At 38.5% G+C, this 18,235-nt stretch carries 18 protein-coding genes and 1 riboswitch; of the genes, 7 read left to right on the forward strand and 11 right to left on the reverse strand.

All coding sequences use genetic code 11. The features are described 5' to 3' along the window. The first annotated feature begins 3 nt into the window (after positions 1 to 3). Both efeB and MHH87_RS10455 read left to right on the forward strand, forming a co-directional pair. Positions 4 to 1,239: an iron uptake transporter deferrochelatase/peroxidase subunit gene (efeB, locus tag MHH87_RS10450; protein WP_340749246.1), complete on the forward strand. Its 1,236-nt coding sequence runs from the start codon at positions 4 to 6 to the stop codon at positions 1,237 to 1,239. A gap of 91 nt (positions 1,240 to 1,330) precedes the next feature. Then, positions 1,331 to 2,935 carry an FTR1 family iron permease gene (locus MHH87_RS10455; protein WP_340749247.1) on the forward strand — a complete coding sequence of 535 codons (1,605 nt, stop codon included), beginning with the start codon at positions 1,331 to 1,333 and terminating at the stop codon, positions 2,933 to 2,935. Between the two features lie 101 nt (positions 2,936 to 3,036). On the opposite strand, the gene MHH87_RS10460 is transcribed toward MHH87_RS10455, so the two are convergent. After that, positions 3,037 to 4,386 (reverse strand): amino acid permease, encoded by a 1,350-nt coding sequence (locus tag MHH87_RS10460; RefSeq protein ID WP_340749248.1) that lies wholly within the window; start codon positions 4,384 to 4,386, stop codon positions 3,037 to 3,039. Positions 4,387 to 4,527: 141 nt separating this feature from the next. After that, positions 4,528 to 4,605, reverse strand: a riboswitch (glycine riboswitch). A 474-nt stretch (positions 4,606 to 5,079) separates the two neighbouring features. Here MHH87_RS10460 and MHH87_RS10465 point away from each other — a divergent pair. Beyond that, positions 5,080 to 5,628, forward strand: a complete 549-nt coding sequence (locus MHH87_RS10465; protein WP_340749249.1) for a biotin transporter BioY — start codon at positions 5,080 to 5,082, stop codon at positions 5,626 to 5,628. 60 nt (positions 5,629 to 5,688) lie between these two features. Here MHH87_RS10465 and MHH87_RS10470 read toward each other — a convergent pair whose 3' ends face one another. Further along, complete coding sequence (locus tag MHH87_RS10470; RefSeq protein WP_340749250.1) at positions 5,689 to 7,257, reverse strand: sensor domain-containing diguanylate cyclase; 1,569 nt, start codon at positions 7,255 to 7,257, stop codon at positions 5,689 to 5,691. 136 nt (positions 7,258 to 7,393) lie between these two features. Between MHH87_RS10470 and MHH87_RS10475 the strand changes: the two genes are divergently transcribed. After that, on the forward strand, positions 7,394 to 7,825 hold the full coding sequence (locus tag MHH87_RS10475; protein WP_340749251.1) for a pyrimidine dimer DNA glycosylase/endonuclease V: 432 nt from the start codon (positions 7,394 to 7,396) through the stop codon (positions 7,823 to 7,825). A gap of 12 nt (positions 7,826 to 7,837) precedes the next feature. Here MHH87_RS10475 and MHH87_RS10480 read toward each other — a convergent pair whose 3' ends face one another. Continuing rightward, positions 7,838 to 8,338 carry a GNAT family N-acetyltransferase gene (locus MHH87_RS10480; protein ID WP_340749252.1) on the reverse strand — a complete coding sequence of 167 codons (501 nt, stop codon included), beginning with the start codon at positions 8,336 to 8,338 and terminating at the stop codon, positions 7,838 to 7,840. A 292-nt stretch (positions 8,339 to 8,630) separates the two neighbouring features. Between MHH87_RS10480 and MHH87_RS10485 the strand changes: the two genes are divergently transcribed. Beyond that, positions 8,631 to 9,740, forward strand: coding sequence for an NADH-dependent flavin oxidoreductase (locus MHH87_RS10485; RefSeq protein ID WP_340749253.1), 1,110 nt, complete (start codon positions 8,631 to 8,633; stop codon positions 9,738 to 9,740). 183 nt (positions 9,741 to 9,923) lie between these two features. Here the strand turns inward: MHH87_RS10485 and MHH87_RS10490 are convergent, their stop codons facing one another. Both MHH87_RS10490 and MHH87_RS10495 read right to left on the reverse strand, forming a co-directional pair. Next, a complete protein-coding gene (locus MHH87_RS10490) occupies positions 9,924 to 10,202 on the reverse strand; it encodes a DUF3784 domain-containing protein (protein WP_340749254.1) in 279 nt (92 codons plus the stop codon). 306 nt (positions 10,203 to 10,508) lie between these two features. Beyond that, entirely contained in the window at positions 10,509 to 11,012 is a 504-nt protein-coding gene (locus tag MHH87_RS10495) for a DUF1648 domain-containing protein (protein ID WP_340749255.1), read from the reverse strand. Between the two features lie 162 nt (positions 11,013 to 11,174). Here MHH87_RS10495 and MHH87_RS10500 point away from each other — a divergent pair, with 162 nt between their 5' ends. Then, positions 11,175 to 11,819: a DedA family protein gene (locus MHH87_RS10500; RefSeq protein ID WP_340749256.1), complete on the forward strand. Its 645-nt coding sequence runs from the start codon at positions 11,175 to 11,177 to the stop codon at positions 11,817 to 11,819. Between the two features lie 130 nt (positions 11,820 to 11,949). Here the strand turns inward: MHH87_RS10500 and MHH87_RS10505 are convergent, their stop codons facing one another. The 4 genes from MHH87_RS10505 to MHH87_RS10520 form a co-directional block, all read right to left on the reverse strand. Next, complete coding sequence (locus tag MHH87_RS10505; protein WP_340749257.1) at positions 11,950 to 12,435, reverse strand: chemotaxis protein CheW; 486 nt, start codon at positions 12,433 to 12,435, stop codon at positions 11,950 to 11,952. 18 nt (positions 12,436 to 12,453) lie between these two features. Next, positions 12,454 to 13,566: a M20/M25/M40 family metallo-hydrolase gene (locus MHH87_RS10510; protein WP_340749258.1), complete on the reverse strand. Its 1,113-nt coding sequence runs from the start codon at positions 13,564 to 13,566 to the stop codon at positions 12,454 to 12,456. A gap of 50 nt (positions 13,567 to 13,616) precedes the next feature. Then, positions 13,617 to 14,597, reverse strand: coding sequence for a hypothetical protein (locus MHH87_RS10515; RefSeq protein ID WP_340749259.1), 981 nt, complete (start codon positions 14,595 to 14,597; stop codon positions 13,617 to 13,619). 356 nt (positions 14,598 to 14,953) lie between these two features. After that, a complete protein-coding gene (locus MHH87_RS10520; protein WP_340749260.1) occupies positions 14,954 to 15,397 on the reverse strand; it encodes a MarR family winged helix-turn-helix transcriptional regulator in 444 nt (147 codons plus the stop codon). Positions 15,398 to 15,546: 149 nt separating this feature from the next. Here MHH87_RS10520 and MHH87_RS10525 point away from each other — a divergent pair, with 149 nt between their 5' ends. After that, complete coding sequence (locus MHH87_RS10525) at positions 15,547 to 16,041, forward strand: CarD family transcriptional regulator (RefSeq protein WP_340749261.1); 495 nt, start codon at positions 15,547 to 15,549, stop codon at positions 16,039 to 16,041. A 190-nt stretch (positions 16,042 to 16,231) separates the two neighbouring features. Here MHH87_RS10525 and MHH87_RS10530 read toward each other — a convergent pair whose 3' ends face one another. Beyond that, entirely contained in the window at positions 16,232 to 17,779 is a 1,548-nt protein-coding gene (locus MHH87_RS10530; RefSeq protein WP_340750969.1) for an acyl-CoA carboxylase subunit beta, read from the reverse strand. 11 nt (positions 17,780 to 17,790) lie between these two features. Next, positions 17,791 to 18,204: a methylmalonyl-CoA epimerase gene (gene mce / locus MHH87_RS10535; RefSeq protein ID WP_340749262.1), complete on the reverse strand. Its 414-nt coding sequence runs from the start codon at positions 18,202 to 18,204 to the stop codon at positions 17,791 to 17,793. Positions 18,205 to 18,235: the final 31 nt, after the last annotated feature.

Here is an 18,235-nt window from a genome sequence, read left to right on the forward strand (position 1 = left end):
AAAATGCCTGAAACAAAAATTACACGTCGTGAAATGTTGAAGTTAACAGGTCTTGGAACGCTCGGTGTAGCGATTGGCGCCTCTGGAATGGGAGGCGTCATAAAACTGCTCAATGATGAAGATAATACTGAAGTCAAAGCAGCTTCTGCGCAACAGATTGAGCCATTTTACGGAGGCCATCAAGCAGGGATTCAAACACCCACGCAGCAGCATGTTTATTTTGCCGCACTCACTGCACTCGTTTCATCAAAGGCAGAGTTGCAGGCATTATTTGAGAAATGGACACCGCTTGCCGAACGTTTAATGAAAGGCGAACCTTTAGAAGATATAGAGACTGCAAATCAATACGTTCCTCCTGTTGATACAGGTGACACACTTAGTAGTAATACAAGCCATCTAACATTGACTTTCGGTGTTGGACCTACACTATTTACAAATGAAAAATTAGGGCTGACTGCGAAAAAGCCAAAAGCTCTAACGGACCTCCCCCACTTCCCAAAGGATCAACTTGATGATGCGATTTCGGGTGGAGATATTTGTATTCAAGCATGTGCCGATGATCCTCAAGTAGCGTTTCATGCAGTGAGAAATCTCATTCGAGCTGCAAGCGGGCAAGTTCAAATAAAGTGGTCTGAAACAGGCTTTAATTCGATACCAACAGATGGTGGCACGCCTAGGAATTTATTTTCGTTCAAGGACGGTACAGTAAATCCTTCGACTAATTCGGATTTCAACGAGCAGGTTTGGGTGGATGATCGTTCTTGGCTTCGTGGTGGGACATATTTAATATTCCGGAAAATTCAAATGCATTTAGAAACATGGGACCGCACAGCACTCTTCGAACAAGAGAACACATTTGGCCGCGCCCGCGTTTCAGGTGCACCACTTGGGAAGGAACATGAATTCGATGAAGTAGATTTGACGCTGAAGGATGAAAACGGCAAGCCGTATATTCCAGAAACGTCACATGTATTTTTAGCCAAACAAGTAAAGGCAAAAATAAAGCGCCGCGCGTTCTCCTATTCTTCTGGAATTGTGACAAAAACAGGTGCTTATGATGCGGGTCTATTGTTTATTTCGTTCCAAAAGAATCCGCAAGCGTTTATCGATATTCAAAATAGTCTCGGTCGCAATGATAAATTAAATGAATATATTACCCACCGAAGCAGTGCTATTTTTGCATGCTTCTCTGGTATTAATAAAGGGAGTTTTATTGGTGAAGCACTTTTTAAAAATTAGTTTTCTCTGCTTTTTCACCTTACTTTTTAGTCAAACAAGCTTTGCCTCATCGTCTTATAGTGAGCTGTATATTACCCTAAGTGATGCCCTTATGAATACGAAACAAGGATTTGAAACAGAAGCATTGGCGGATATTGGAAAATTACAGGAGCTGTGGAATGCTGTGGATTCCGAACAGACAGAGGCGAAAGCAGATGCTGATGCCGCATTGAATGAAGTTGTTACAGCCGCCTCTGCCGATGAACGAAAGGCTGCTCTATCTAACTTTTCGAAAACACTCGCAGCACTTGAAAAGCTTGAAAATCCGGTTGATGAACAGGAACAGCGCGCAGAATTTGGTACAAAGTTCTCCCCTTTCATGACAACCTTTGAGGAAGCACTTGCCTCTGGGGAGTTAGATCAGGTAGATGCTGCCTATACCACGATGAATGTGAAGTGGAATCAGTATGAGCGTCCTGTACGTGAGCAGAGCATTGGCTTATACGGTCAAATTGAAACAAAGCTAGCTTTCCTAAGAATTGCTTTATCAAGTGAGAATGTCGAACTAGCGGACATTGCCATACAATATGCAGATTTCAAGGAAACGATTGATTCCTTTCTCTCTGGTGATGAGGTTGAAGTGATTGCATCGGACTATTCATTGCAAACACTTGTTGATTATATCGATACAGCTGAAGAACAAATTAAGGCAGAAGATTATACTTCGGCTAGTAATACATTAACTGAATTTATCATTATGTGGCCAAATGTGGAAATTGACGTTTCTACGCGGAACGGTTCACTTTATACAAAAATCGAAGGGGATTTCCCTATTTTAGTAAGTGAGCTACGTAAGTCTTCACCAGACGTGGATTCGGTGAAGGCACAACTGAACTACTTTAAAAAGGAAATTCAAATTCTTCAAGAGGACGGAGACTATACATTTTGGGACTCCGCACTAATTCTTCTACGCGAAGGCTTAGAGGCACTGCTTATCATTATGGTACTCGTTTCATTTTTAAAGAAATCCAACCAAGAAAAGATGGTCAAGTGGATTTATTCTGGAGCCGCGCTTGGCGTAGTATTATCAGCTTTAGCTGCTGTTTTATTATCAGTGCTCTTCCAGTCTATTTCTGTAAACACTAGCCGCGAAATGCTAGAAGGCTATGTCGGATTATTCGCAGCCATCATGATGATCGGCATCGGCATTTGGCTACACAATAAATCTAGTGTTACGTCATGGAATAGTTATTTATCAAAGCAGTTGAGCAGCGCCATTTCAAAAAAATCTGTGCTTGCTATGGCCGGAATCAGCTTTTTATCGGTATTCCGTGAAGGCGCTGAAACGATTTTATTTTATGTTGGCGTCGCTCCGAAAATGGCAACATTTGACTTTGTATTAGGGATTATCGTTGCATGTCTATGCTTACTCGTATTCGCGTTTGTCCTATTTAAATTATCTGTAAAAATTCCAGTTCATCTATTTTTCCTAGCCGCTACAATTTTTATTTATGTATTGGCATTTAAAATTATCGGAACAAGCCTGCATACCTTACAGCTTACAAGCGTTATTCCAACGAACATCATTCATGCCCTCCCTGTTGTGAGCAGTATTGGCTTCTATCCAACGATTGAAACGATGATTGGTCAAGCCATTCTACTCCTAATTTGTGGTGTAGTCATTACAATCAAAAAAATGAAATCCACTGCTCTTTAGTTCGTACATGGACAAAGCTAATGGCGGGAACGATTGGCTCGACTTTATCAATTAACAAAAAGCTGACCCACTAGTGAATCTCCACTAATGAGTCAGTTTTTCTAATTATTCACTTTTCTACTCTTCACTTTATAGAACACAAACAGCATGATGAACCAAAGTGGTGTTAGCATTAATGCTGTACGTGTTGCTTCTGAAACCGCCATTACCACTAATAAGAATGCAAAGAATACAAGTACTACGTAGTTAATGAATGGTGTAATTGGTGCTTTGAAAACTGATGTTTTATGTAGTTCTGGGTGACGCTTCTTGTAAATGATATGTGAGATTAAAATGATACTCCATACCCAGATGAAACAGATGGCACTAATTGTTGTGACAACGCCAAATGCATTCTCTGGCATTAATTTACTTAGTAATGCGCCAATCGATACAACAATTGCTGAAACGATTAAACCGTTTTGCGGTACACTGTTTTTATTTAATTTACCGAATGATTTTGGTGCTTGATTATTACTACCTAATGAGAATAACATACGACTTGTTGAAAACAGACCGCTGTTACCTGCTGATGCTGCTGATGTTAACACAACAAAGTTAATAATACCTGCTGCAATTGGAATGCCGATTAACGCAAAGACTTGTACGAATGGAGAGCTTGTTGCGTCCATTGTGTTCCATGGATTAATACATAAAATTACGAATAATGCACCTACGTAGAATAATAAAATACGTACTGGAATTTTGTTGATTGCAGATGGGATGTTTTTCTTTGGATCTGCTGTTTCTGCAGCTGAAACCCCAACTAGTTCTACCCCTACGAAGGCAAAGACAACCATTTGGAAGGCCATTAAGAAGCCGTACATACCGTTCGGGAATACCCCGCCGTGTACCCATAGATTTTCAACTGTTACATGACCTGTATTCGTTTCAAAGCCTGTAATTAACATGAAAACCCCAATAATAATTAATGCCACAATCGTAATAACTTTAATGATTGCAAACCAAAACTCTAGCTCGCCAAATAGTTTTACTGTTAATAAATTTAAAAATAATAGAATGACTAAACAGCCAATTGCCGGTATCCATTGTGGAATATCGAACCAATAATTTGTATATACACCGACTGCAATAATATCTGCCATAGCCGTCATTATCCAGCAGAACCAGTACGTCCAGCCCGTTACATAGCCTGCCCATGGACCAATATATTCTGTTGCAAAGTCAGTAAATGATTTATAGCCACCCTTTGATAATAAAAGCTCTCCAAGTGCACGCATCACAAAGAATAATGAGATCCCGACGATTAAATATGCGAGAATGATAGAAGGTCCTGCTAGTGCAATTGCTTTCCCCGACCCTAGAAACAGCCCTGTTCCGATCGTACCACCGATTGCAATCAGCTGTACGTGTCTGTTTTTGAGTTCTCGTTTTAATTCTTGTTGTTCCAAGCAAATTCCCTCCAAGTTTTCAAATAATCTTACGCAGCTAATATGTATACATTTGCAGCGAATCACTTTTTTTATTTTCAGAAAATAAAAAAAGGACTGGTAGCTCCACCAATCCCTAAAAACTAAGAATAATAACTTCCTCATTACTCCCCTGTCCTTTTGCCTGAGATAGTGAACCCTTCGGCGACGCTTCTACGCGCTCTCTCCAGAAACTGCTCCTGCTATAGTGTAATCCATAGCGATCAAAGCCTGATGCTTATGCAATTGTATTTCCTCACTTAATTCATCCACAAATGAAAACACGAACAATTAATTAAGAAACTCTATTATTATGCGATAATTAATAATATCAACATTTTTTATTTTCTACAACATAACTTTATAATTCTCAAAATGAATTAACTGATTTTATAGAATAAATAGTTCATTACTAGCATTTAAAATGTTTAAACGAGCATATTTTCACCTATTTTTTTTGTGTATTCTTGTATTTTTCAATTATACGTATTAATTACGCATCTTTTCATCGTTCGGATTTTATAGCAATTACGAGAAAATTGAATGTTTTATGACACCTTTTGCTATTTCGGAATTGTATTCTAACCATTCTTTAAATATATTGACATTGCTTTCCTGCGAGATGTACATTTACGTTAACCCGAATATTTCTTTCGATTACAAAGGAGTACTAGAATGCAAACAAAGGTATTTCATTACACATTAACTGCATTTTGTGCAGCGATTATTGCTGTGCTTGCGCAAATTACAATTCCACTTCCACTCGTACCAATAACAGGACAGACACTAGCAATTGGGCTTGTTGTTACAATTTTAGGCTTGAAATTTGGCACATATGCTGTCATTTTATATGTATGTTTAGGCGCATTTGGACTTCCTGTTTTCCAACTGTTTACGGGTGGCTTTGGTATATTAGTTGGGCCAACTGGTGGTTATATACTTGGATTTATTCCTACTGCACTTGTAATAGGCTTGTATTTAAAATGGTTTGGTACAACGTTTAAGCATGCCGTCATTGCAAATTTAATCGGCATGTTCATTACATTGCTTTTCGGTGCAGCTTGGCTAAAGATCGCCGCAAACCTAACTTGGGGAGCAGCATTTTTATCGGGCATTGCACCATTTATCATCGTTGGGATTATTAAAGGCGTAATAGCAGCTTGGCTCGATGTCATCGTGCGTGAACGGTTAATACATGCAAGAATGCTTGAGAAACTTACTTAAATAGAATGCTGTGAAAAGGGGGGATGCCTAAGATAATCACTTAGACATACCCCCTTTAAATTATTGTCTATGATGCTTGGCTACTAATACGCGGTTACGACCAGCTTGTTTAGCAGCGTAAAGTGCTTTATCTGCCATTTCAACTACTTTAGATGGTATATCCCCCACCTCTTGGGCTAGAGCAATTCCACCTGACATCGTAATCGGTCTACCACATGGACTAGTTGTTTGCTCTAAATCAACTCGTAGACGCTCCGCAATAACCAGTGCCTCTTCTTCCGTTGTATACGGCATTAACATAATGAATTCTTCTCCACCGTAGCGACAACAAATTGCCTCTTCACTTTTATACTGTTGCATTTTCTTCGCCAAATATTTAAGTACATCGTCACCTACCCCATGACCATATGTATCATTAATATTTTTAAAATGATCGAGATCAATAAGCAGTAACGCATAACCCACTTTTTCCTTCGTCCAACGCTCAAGTACAGTATCCATCGTACGTCGATTTGTTAGGCCAGTTAGCGGGTCGGTTGAAGACTGTGTTTTGAAAAACGATACTTGGTTATGTAATAGAGATAAACTCTTCACTAATGCGTTTTTCAGCGTATACGTTTCGTAATACCAACTTGATACAGCATTTAACTCGTCTACCTTCTTCGTTTTCAAACTACGCTCGGTTAAGGTCGCCATTTGTTGTAATGGTGTAGCGATTTTTGCTGCCATCCATAATACAATTATTAAGGCAATGAATGCAAAAGGCATCGAAATCATTGCTAAACGTTTAACAAGACTTGCTGCTGGTGCTAGTGCTGCCTCAGTTGGACGCTGTGCAATGACACCCCAGTCCGCTAACTTTATGGGACTATAGCCTGCTAACATTTCGGTACCTTTTGTATTTTTCACTGCTTGTGCACCATGTTCCCCATTGACAACCTTTTGTACTACTTCATTATCAAGAACGACGTCATCTAAACGACTAGGGTCCTCATGGTAAATAATACGCCCGTCTCCGTCCACAACAAATACGTAAGAACCATCATCATAATAATGCTGTCCAAGTAATGAATGGAAAATATTGTCTTCCTTAATATAAATCGTCACTCCGACAAACCCTAAATAATCTCCGTTTTCCGCAAAAATAGGGTGCGATATGAAAATAACGAGCTTACCTGTTACCGCCTCATATGGTTTTGAAATGATGGGCTCTCTTTTTTCCAGCGCTTCTAGGGGCCCCTCCGATGTTAACGTCACACCTTTTATTTCTACTGAAGGTGGTGATATGCCGATGACTACACCCTGGCGATCGGCAATAACAACCGCGTTGAACATATGATCCTGCGTGTGTAAACGTTCTGCCTCATTCGCTAATGCAAGTTCATCATCCATCGAATTGGCAATTTCGTTTGCGCTAAATTTTAATGTATTGAATGTTTCCTCTAAATAAAGGTCCGCCGTTGAAGCGAGCTTCTGAGCATACACACGATTTGTTTCCAATGTATTTTCTGTGAGCGTTTCCGTAATCATGCGATACGCACTCCACAAATTGCTAATCATTGTTGTTAAAAATGCGACAACAACAACGCCCATAATTAAATATTTCAGTTTAATATGCCTTGATTTCATTAATAACTCCCATTTCTTTTATGATGTGTAATATTATAGCACTTAATAATCAAAGAAATTTGCATTATTTATTTCAAAAATTCGTAATAATATGTCGCTGTTGTAAAATGGGTATAATAAAATTGGAGGTGTTTGCATGAGATTATGGCATATTGAAGTCATTCCAATGTTACCAAGGGGGCAGCTCCTTGCACAGTGGCGTGAATTAAATAGTGTTTTTGCAAAAGAGGATCAACATATTTTAATCAATTATATTTATGAATATCCTAAAGAGGATTTACTACTTTATACGGAGGCAGTTGTTGGTGAAATGCAACGCCGAGGCTATAAAATACGCGTCTATGATAAGATGAATGCCTATTTCCACGGTGTGAAGAAGCCTGAGCCTTACAAGCTGTTTGCTCACCATCATAATTTCGTGTATTTAGAAATTTGCTATTTTAATTTAAAGGAAAAATTTATTCGAGGGCAAAAGGATTATGAAAAGGGGCTTTTTGAGCAGCTTGAAGCCTTTTATGAACAGAAAAAGACGGAATTTAGTTGCCACAAAAAACCTAAGACGGATTAGCCTTTCTTAGGTTTAGTCTCTATATTTTTTAGTTTGTGCAACAACTAATGGTTTTTCAAGTAAGGCATTTAACACTTTTTGTTGATCTACCTTTTCTACCCATTGTTCCCCGTATTGCATATAGCCAAAGTTTATGTACAGCACCATATTTTTCGATGAATTAGCACGGACTCTACATTTAATGTAATGCTTGCCATGAGAGATTGCCTCATGCTCTAGTTCAATAAGTAGCTTTTTAGCATAGCCCTTTGCTTGCTCCGTTTTGCGGACAGAGAGCCGGTGAAAATACAAACTATCACCGATAAATAAATAACGTACCATTCCAACTGCTAAATTTTCATCATTTTCTATAATTAATGCTTGTTCTCCAATCTCGGCTGCATTAATAATATCCTGCACAGTTTCTTGAAGCGCACTCGATGGAATTGGGTCATTCTTATATTCGGAAAATGCATCATGCATTAATTCTAGCAATAATGCCCTTTCTTCTATCGTTGCATAACGAATTCTCATAGTTTCCCCCTCCCCTTTAGTATAATAATAGGGTAACAATGTTATTTATTCAATCAAATTTTTTTGAATTTTTAATTAGGTTAAATTTCACTATACTGCAAAATACTCAAATTATATATAGTCTATCACTTGATAAATCTTTATAACTTTGTATTTCTATTCATTTAAACTGGTTTTAAAGCTTCCGAAAAAAACTTCCTTATTTTACCGTTACTCAAACAAATTAGTTGCAATTTGGAACCATTTTACATCATGATAATTAATAACTCATATGGATAAAGGAGAATGTATGATGCCTGCATTTAAAAAAAGTTTCACATTCCGTTCCGGGGCAACAGTCAAAAACTGCGTTGTGATGGCACCTATGACCATTTCCTCTTCACTTTCGGACGGAAATGTATCAGACGATGAACTGAAATACTATGCTAGGCGTGCAAAAAGTGGGATTGGGACGGTTATTACAGGTTGTGCAGCAGTGAATCCACTGGCAATCGGTTTTGAAAGATCGATTGCGGCAGACAGTGACGAGCATATTCCTAGCTTAACAAAACTTGCAAATGCTATTAAAGATAATGGTGCAACAGCTATTTTACAAATTTTTCATGCGGGGCGTATGTCAAATTCGAAGTTATTAAACGGCAAGACACCGGTTAGCGCTAGTACTGTTGCAGCACTACGCCCAAATGCGGAGACGCCTCGTGCATTAAGCACACAGGAAATTGATGACACGATACAACATTTTGCGGATGCTACGCGTCGTGCAATTGAAGCGGGCTTTGATGGAGTAGAAATTCACGGTGCTAATACGTATTTAGTACAGCAATTTTTCTCACCACATTCAAACCGCCGTGATGATTTTTGGGGCGGTGATGTACACGATCGCATGCGCTTTCCACTAGCCGTAGTTAAGGCGATAACAGACACAGCTAACAAAGCCGGTAGACCCTTTATTACCGGCTATCGCCTGTCACCTGAGGAGCGCGAGGAACCAGGTATTACGATGAATGATACACTTATTTTTGCTGAGGCTTTAGCAAATACGAAGCTTGATTATATTCACATTTCTGTAAATAAATTTAACGGTGGCTCATTGCGAGATGCAGAGGATACAACTTCACGTATTGCGCTTATCCAAGAAAAAGTTGGAGAAAAAATAGCAGTGATTGGTGTGGGTGGCTTACAAACACCTAGTCAAGTAGAGGAAGCACTAAATGTTGTACCGCTTGTGTCGTTAGCTCATGCAATCGTTATGGATCCAGACTGGTATAAAAAAGCAGCAACAAACGCGGATGATACAATTTACCCAGCAATATACCGCTCGAAGAAACAGGAACTGGATATTCCAGAGCCATTTTGGAATATGATTATGACCATTCCGGGCTGGTTTAAAGTAGAAGATTAAAAAAGTAGCTCACCGTGCATTTCATTAATGCTAGTGAGCTACTTTTTTATTTACATATACTTTTCCGCGTAAATTTTCACTACTTCCACAACATCTTCCACTGTACTAACAAATACGCCATTACACTTAACCAACCCAATGACAAATAGGCTCCGATAAATTTACCGTCATCAATTCTGTTCCCTATTTCACCATTTTCACATTTACATAGACAACTAGCACGAGTATTACAACGACTAAACCAGCAAATAAAGAAGTCGGATCTTCCACACCAACCATCCCTGCATTGACAAAAATAAGACCAATTGCGAGCAAAGGAAAACCTACTAAACGAGCTAATTTATCTTTATTTTCTACGCGTTTTTCATTGAAGCCTGCTAGTAACCAAGTAAGTTTCATAAAGCCTACCATTGCGCCAAGTACCATTAAAACTGCCCCGACCAATACTAATTCCATCATCATTTAAACTTCACCTCTAAAAATATTTACACCCACCAAAAATTGTAACATATGTAATCCAGTAATCTATTTATTTTTCGGCCGAACCGTATTTTGAACGTTAAAAAGTCATAACTCACCCAAAAAAGGGCGAGTTGATGTCCTTACTTATGTGGATGGGAAAGTTATTCTTTCTTATTCATTAAAAAACGCCCTCGCATATACGAGGGCACTGAAAAAGTCTACAAAGTAGTTTAGGCAGTTCTAGAACGAGACATCGTTTAAAAGCTAGCTAATAAAACAACAGCAGCGTTTGCATTGTGTTTTTTATTATTTAATTTTCACTGACTTAAAAATGCCCCAACCAATTACTACAAATAGCGCAATTAGAATGCTAGTAAAAGGAATCATCCCTAGCCCTTCCACCTGTCCGAGCCCAATAAGCACCGTGCGCCATGTAATATAGGCAAATAAAATATTACAAATATTTTTCGTGTAATTTAACATTTTACGACTATGAGTATAAAATGCTTCAACATTCGATTCATTCAACCGATCTGGGTAATTATGCGTATGAGGTCGTTTTTCAGCGAAATTCAAGATCAGATGAAGAAAACACCCAATGACAGGTAACAATAATAATTCATATTTAGAGCCCCAACGATCTACCTCACCCCCAATTCCGTAATGAGCAGGTACTTCTAATGGTAAACTTGACCATGACATTATCAAGTAGAGAATGGCAATTAGTAGCGCACCAATACCAATAATATCCGCTATTTTTTCAGCAGTTGTTTTTGGTAATATAAGCTTCGGTCTAAAATAAATTAACATAGGCAACACCTCATTATTTTTAAGTTCGAACTTTATTTACGGACTTCGAGTAGAAAAAGATTCTAAAATTTTAAATTAAGGGAATCAAGTACATATATTATGCTTTTACAGCAGTCTTTAGTAAAATGGGAACATGCTTTTTGTAAAGATTGGAGAACGCCTATGTTACTTATGGACATTATCGAATTTCTTCGAATGCTTGATACAGAGCTTTATTTTTATATTAAAAAATTCGGCGTTTACATTTACTTTGTATTGTTTGCTATCGTTTTTTCGAAAACCGCTTTTGTCATTTTAACATTTTTACCTGGCGATTCACTCGTTTTTGCAAGTGGGACACTCGCTTCTATTGATAAATTGAATGTAGCTGCGCTTTTTATATTATACTTTGTTGCAACTACGCTAGCAGATAGTAATAACTTTCTTGTTGGACGTACGATGGGAAAAATTGCAGATGAAAAGAAATTACTGCTTCGCTTTATGCCGGATCAAGTACTTGACCGCGCGCATGGCTTTTTAGAAAGCTATGACCGCATTGCCATTACATTCTCACGCTTCGTGCCGCTTATGCGAACGATGACGCCGTTTATCGCCGGCTATACAGGCTTCTCATACTGGAAATTCGTACGTTTCAATGTAGTCGGGGGGCTTATTTGGACGATTGTTTGGCTCGTATCCGGTTATTTACTAGGAAATATTCGGTGGGTTGCTGAAAATTTATTATTAACACTAAGTCTTATTTCGCTAGCGGTATTTGTACCAACTGTGTTCGCTTATGTTCAACAACTTATGAAAAAAAATCGGTGAGTATATTAGAAAGACACAACGCGCACAAGATAGGGCGAGTTGATGTCCTTACCTATGCGGATGGGAAAGTACTACTTTCTTATCCGCCAAAAAAGCTAGAAAAAGACCGAAATCTCTTTCTAGCGCTATTTTATGCATTTATTTTTTCTTCATTTTCAAGCATTTTGTGTAAGTATGCAATAATTTCGCGAATACCTTCTAGAGAATCTACTAAAATTTTTGGGTCTACACATGTAATCATGCGATCTTCTAAATTAGCAACGGCTGTGAAATATTTTGTTTTTGCATAATTCACTAAGCCCATTTGCTTCAGTTCATTTTCACTAAAATCAAGTATTTCCTTCGCTTCTGTCACAAGCAAACCATAGTTCACGGTATCTGTATTTAACACGACAATACGCGCTAAATCACCTGTGCTTGGTTGGTTATACAATACTCGTTGAAAATCAATGACCGGAACGAGCTCGCCCCGAATACGTGTAAAGCCTAATAAATAATTCGGAAGATGTGGAATAGGTGTAACACGTTCAAGCTTTTCAATTGAAACGACTTGATCCACTGGTACGGCATATTCCTCTTGACCACAACCAAAAACGACTGCTTTTTCAAATGCCATTAAATTCACCTCTATTCATTACTTTGTAGTACACTTAACAACTTCAACTAGCAAATCAGCTAATTTTTCAAGCTCTTCTACCGGCATACGTTCATTGGTTGTATGAATTTCCTCATAGCCAACTGATAAGTTAACTGTTGGGATACCGAATCCTGCAATAACATTGGCATCACTACCACCACCTGAAATCCCTAGCTGCGGTTTACGACCAATTGCCTCTACTGCAGCCATTGCCACTTGTACTACTTTATCCTTATCAGTAACGTTGAAACCAGGATACATAAGCTTCACTTCTACTTCTGCACGAGCGCCTAAATCTACTGCTACACGCTCAAACGTCTCCTTCATATGAGCCGTCTGTACGTTTAATTTCTCTTCATCAATTGAACGAGCTTCTGCTAAAATGTTTACTTCGTCGCATACGATATTTGTTGCTTGTCCGCCTTCAAAACGTCCGATATTCGCTGTCGTTTCTTCATCTAATCGACCTAGCTTCATTTGAGCAATTGCTTTTGCCGCAACCGTAATGGCAGATATCCCTTTTTCCGGAGCCACACCTGCATGAGCAGTTTTGCCGATAATTTTTGCCTGAATTTTCGCTTGGAAAGGAGCAGCAGTTACGATACCTCCTACTTTTCCATCACTATCTACCGCAAAACCATATTTTGCTAGAATTAATGCTGGATCCAATTCTTTTGCGCCAACTAGGCCACTTTCTTCTCCAGCTGTAATAATAAATTGAATTGTTCCGTGCACGATATTTTGTTCTTTTAAACGACGTGCCATCTCAAATAATGCGGCCATGCCTGCTTTATCATCCGCCCCTAAAATTGTTGTGCCATCAGAGTATATATAACCGTCTTCACGGATTTCTGGCTTAATCCCGATACCAGGAAAGACTGTATCCATATGAACTGTGAAGTAAATTGGTTCTACGTCTAATGTACCTTGTAGCGTCGCGATAATATTACCTGCCCCGTGTCCGTTGCGTGTATGTGCATCATCTTGGTACACTTCAAAACCCATACCTTGTAATTTTTTTACGAGAATTGGTGCGATCACTTCTTCATGCTTTGTTTCTGAATCAATTTGCACTAATTCTAAAAATTCATCTACTAAACGGCTATTCATTAAAAAACCCCTCTTTATTAAAAGCTGTATTACTATTGTATTTTACGCCTCTACAATTGGAAAAACAACGATTCATCTTCAATTGCCAAAATCCCTTGTTTATCATTTAAAATTTTGGCTTGTTGCTCTATTGCCAGTGCAAGCTTCGAATTTAAATCAAATAACGTATTGGATACGTCATCTATTACGCGTGAAATTTGATTATTGGAAGTTGCAATTTTCGAATGCACCGACCAGGCTGAAAAAATATCATCGAAGAAATAATCAGCGAATTTAACAAAACCGTCAACTTCAACTTCGACTGCATTTTGCTTCATCTCTTGAATATCTAACAGTTCATTTTGGAAGCGCTGTAGTGCAATTTGCGCTTTATGAATATACGCATTCGATTGATCTAGCTTATCGTGCTTCAACGCTGTTACAATAAATCCACCGCCAAAAAACGTATCCCATGTGGAATAGCTACTTGCACTATTTAAAGACCTAGCCGCCGTTGTTAGTGCATTCACTGCCGTTTTACCTGCTTCAATCGCTTCATTAATTTCAATGATCAATTGCTTCACTAGTAGCTCCTGTTCAATAATGTTCGTTAACTGATTCGCTACATTTGGAGCATTCGCCATTAACCAGAATTGTTTTTTGTTTTCTAGTGTAGCTAACTGTTGTTTTGCATGGCCCTCATTTATTGCGTTAATTTTTTGTATCGTATCAACTAAATCATCTTGTAAATCCTCTTTTGTAAGCTGAGCTTCGATTAATTTTAATTCCTTAATTGCGATAAGATCTAGTCGCTCTTCAAGTAATTCATCATGCTTACCAGACCAAGTCCGAAATAAATTAATAAACGAAAACTTTTCTAATTTATGTAATTGTTTACGTGCTTCCGATAACTGAACATTAAAGTCTTCAATTTCATGGTCTGTATGCCGTACTTGTCGCTCAATGGTTTCCTGCTGCTTCTTTAACTTCTCGATTGTTAGTAACTGTAGCTTTATACTTTCCGACGCTTCCTGTAATTGTACCCAGTTCATTATAACGCCCCCTTGTATACTTAGTGTAATATGTATGCGGGTGAAAAGTCTAAGTGTTTCGAAAATAATTAAAAAGACACACATCATCCAAAATAGGGCGAGATGCTGTCCTTCCTTATGTAGATAAGAAAGGTGTACGTCCATCACCGCACACCCACCTTTTTTCGTTGCCTAACTTCATATTTATGAAGCCTTATGCGTGAGGATGAAGAAGCTTTAGTATTTAAAGAGGGGCGATGACAGCTATGTCATCGCCCCTCTTTTTATTATGGATTTTCTAAAGTTCCCGATAAAGTCCGGTAACCCTTCCCCTCCAAAAAAAAACACCACGCTGAACTTAAATCAGCGTGGTGTTTCTATTCTACTTCTCGATCCACTTTCCAATCGAGCTTTAAAATATTCTTTAATAAAGTTAAGCTTTCTTCTCCAATTTCATTGGCAATTTTCCGCTCCAATTGCTGCGTAAGCTCCGCATATTGCTCAAAACACTGTTCACCAAGTGTCGTTAACTTAATACTTTTTAATTTTTTGTTTTGCTCATGATCTCGCACATCCACAAGCTGTTTGTCCTCAAGCTTTTTAATAACCTTGTGTGTAGCTTGACGTGAAATGTTGACGCTTTTAGAAATACTAGAAATCGTCGTTTCTTGCTTATAAATCCTTGAAATCATATACCATTCAGAATTGGCAATGGGAATTTCACTAAAAGCATCCCATTTATTTTCCATAATGCGTCTTAGCAACATAAGGCGCTCACTTAACAAGTCAACCATATCTAAATGTTGTAAATCGTAGCCCAAATTGCTTCACCTACTCTGTTAATATGCACCTACTATACAAAAGAGACTGTTTTTTGTCAACTTAGTTGACAAAAAAATATTCATTCGATACAATAGAATAAAGTCAACTAGGTTGACAATATATTTAACAAGATAAGGGGCGACTACTTTTGTACAATGTTGGAGACTTAGCTGTATACTCAACGCAAGGCATTTGTCGTATTATTGAAATCTGTGAAAAAACGTTCTCTGACATCACGAAAAAGTATTATGTGCTTCAACCATTAAATGATCCAAAGTTATCCATTAGTGTACCCGTTCATAGTGACAAAACCAATTTGTCCGATGTAGTAAATAAGGCGGAAGCTGAGGAAATAATCGAGTCATTCAAAGCACCTGCTGGGGAATGGATTGAAAAGAACTTACACCGTACTCAGGCATATAACGATATAATGAAAAAAGGGAATCGCCTAGAAATTAGTAACGTGATTAACACACTTATTCGAAAAAAATATGAATTAGAACAAATTGACAAAAAATTCGCGATTCAAGATTCTAAATTTTTACAAAGTGTACAATCTATGCTATTTACAGAGCTTGCCATTTCACTTTCCACAACACCCGATTTAATTGCTGTTCGTGTAATGAAAAATATCGACTTATAATTGTATTGAATAAAAAAAACCTTATTCCTCCAAAGATCTTGGTGGAATAAGGTTTTCTTATTTTTTCTAGTCATACGCGCCACACCCTCGAGCTTAGGTCCCTCCAGCACCAGAAGATGACACGATGCCTAGTTATATAGGCAATGCACCTTTCGATACAGATGTAGACGGTGCGAATACGCTTTTTTGTTTATAGAGGAATATTGCCGTGCTTTTTCGCTGGGCGTGATTCTTCTTTTGTAGAAAGCATATCTAATGCTTGAATTAATTTAATACGAGTTTCGCGTGGGTCGATAACATCATCTACCATTCCTCGAGATGCTGCTACGTATGGATTTGCGAATTTTTCTTTGTATTCTTCAATCTTCTCTGCGCGTGTTGCTTCTGGATTATTTGATTTTGCAATTTCACCTGAATGGATGATGTTTGCTGCACCAGCAGCACCCATTACCGCGATTTCAGCATTTGGCCAAGCAAATACAAGATCCGCTCCGATTGCTTTCGAGTTTAGTGCTACGTAAGCGCCGCCGTATGCTTTACGGACAATTACTGTAATTTTTGGCACAGTTGCTTCTGAGTATGCATAAAGGATTTTCGCACCGTGACGGATAATACCACCGTGCTCTTGTTTTACGCCTGGGAAGAAGCCTGAAACGTCTTCGAATGTGATGATTGGTACATTGTACGCGTCACAAGTACGAACAAAACGTGCTAATTTATCAGATGAATCGATATCTAAACCGCCAGCAAGTACTTTCGGTTGGTTACATACAAGACCTACAGATTCACCTGCGATACGCGCGAAACCAACAACTACATTTTTCGCGAATTCTTTTTGAACTTCCATGAAAGATCCTTCGTCTGCTACAAGCTCAACTACTTTACGAATATCGTAAGAACGAGTTTGGTCGATCGGTACAACGTCTACTAACTCTGAACGATAGTCATCGCCTTCAGGACGCGGTTGTTTTGGTGCTTTTTCTTTATTGTTTTGTGGTAAGTAGCTTAGTAATTGCTGAATTTGTGCAATTGCTGCTTCTTCATTTTCGGCACGGAAATGCGCATTACCACTAATTGAATTATGCACTTTAGACCCGCCAAGACCTTCAGAAGAAATTTTTTCACCTGTTACAGTTTCAATTACTTTTGGTCCAGTAATGAACATTTGAGATGTTTTATCAACCATTAAGATGAAATCTGTGATTGCTGGTGAGTAAACCGCACCACCCGCACAAGGGCCCATAATTACTGAGATTTGTGGAATTACACCAGAATAAATCGCATTACGGTAGAAAATATGCCCGTAACCATCAAGTGACAATACGCCTTCTTGAATACGTGCACCGCCTGAATCATTAATACCAATGAACGGTGTACCGTTTTTAGCTGCTAAATCCATTACCGATGCAATTTTTTTCGCATGCATTTCTCCAAGTGCGCCGCCAAATACCGTGAAATCTTGTGCAAATAAGTAAACGTTACGGCCATTTATTTTACCGAAACCAGTTACAACTCCATCACCAGGTCCCTCTAATTTTTCCATACCAAAATCTACAGTACGGTGAGAGATGAATGGATTAATTTCAACGAAAGTGCCTTCATCTAATAACAGATCGATACGCTCACGTGCTGTTAGTTTCCCTTTTTCATGTTGCTTTTCAATACGCGCGTCGCCGCCACCCTGTTCAATTACACTTTTACGATCATACAGTTCATTAATTTTATCAAACATATCAATTGTCAGTGTCATTATTTTTCCCCTTTTCCACTTTTATCACATAATTCATAAAGTACACCAAATGAATCTTTTGGATGCATAAATGCAACTTCCGCGCCACCTGCACCTGGGCTTGGTTCTTCAGAAAGAATTCGCACACCTTTTTCACGAAGCTCTTGCATACGCTCACGGATACCTGTAACGCCAAATGCGACATGGTGAATCCCTTCGCCACGTTTTTCGATAAAGCCGTGAATCGTACTTTTTTCGCTCATTGGCTCTAAAAGTTCGATTTTTACGTTGCCTGCATCAAGGAAAGCGACCTTTACTTGCTGTGATTCAACTTCTTCTACCTTAAGTAGCTTTAGCCCTAGTGTTTCTGTGTAATATGTAATACGTTCTTCCAAATTTCTTACTGCAATTCCGATGTGGTCTACTTTTTCCAATGTTAAGACTCCCTTTCAACTGGCTAAAAAA

Origin of the sequence: Solibacillus sp. FSL H8-0538 (genome assembly GCF_038003525.1) — a bacterium.
GTDB lineage: Bacteria > Bacillota > Bacilli > Bacillales_A > Planococcaceae > JBBOPI01.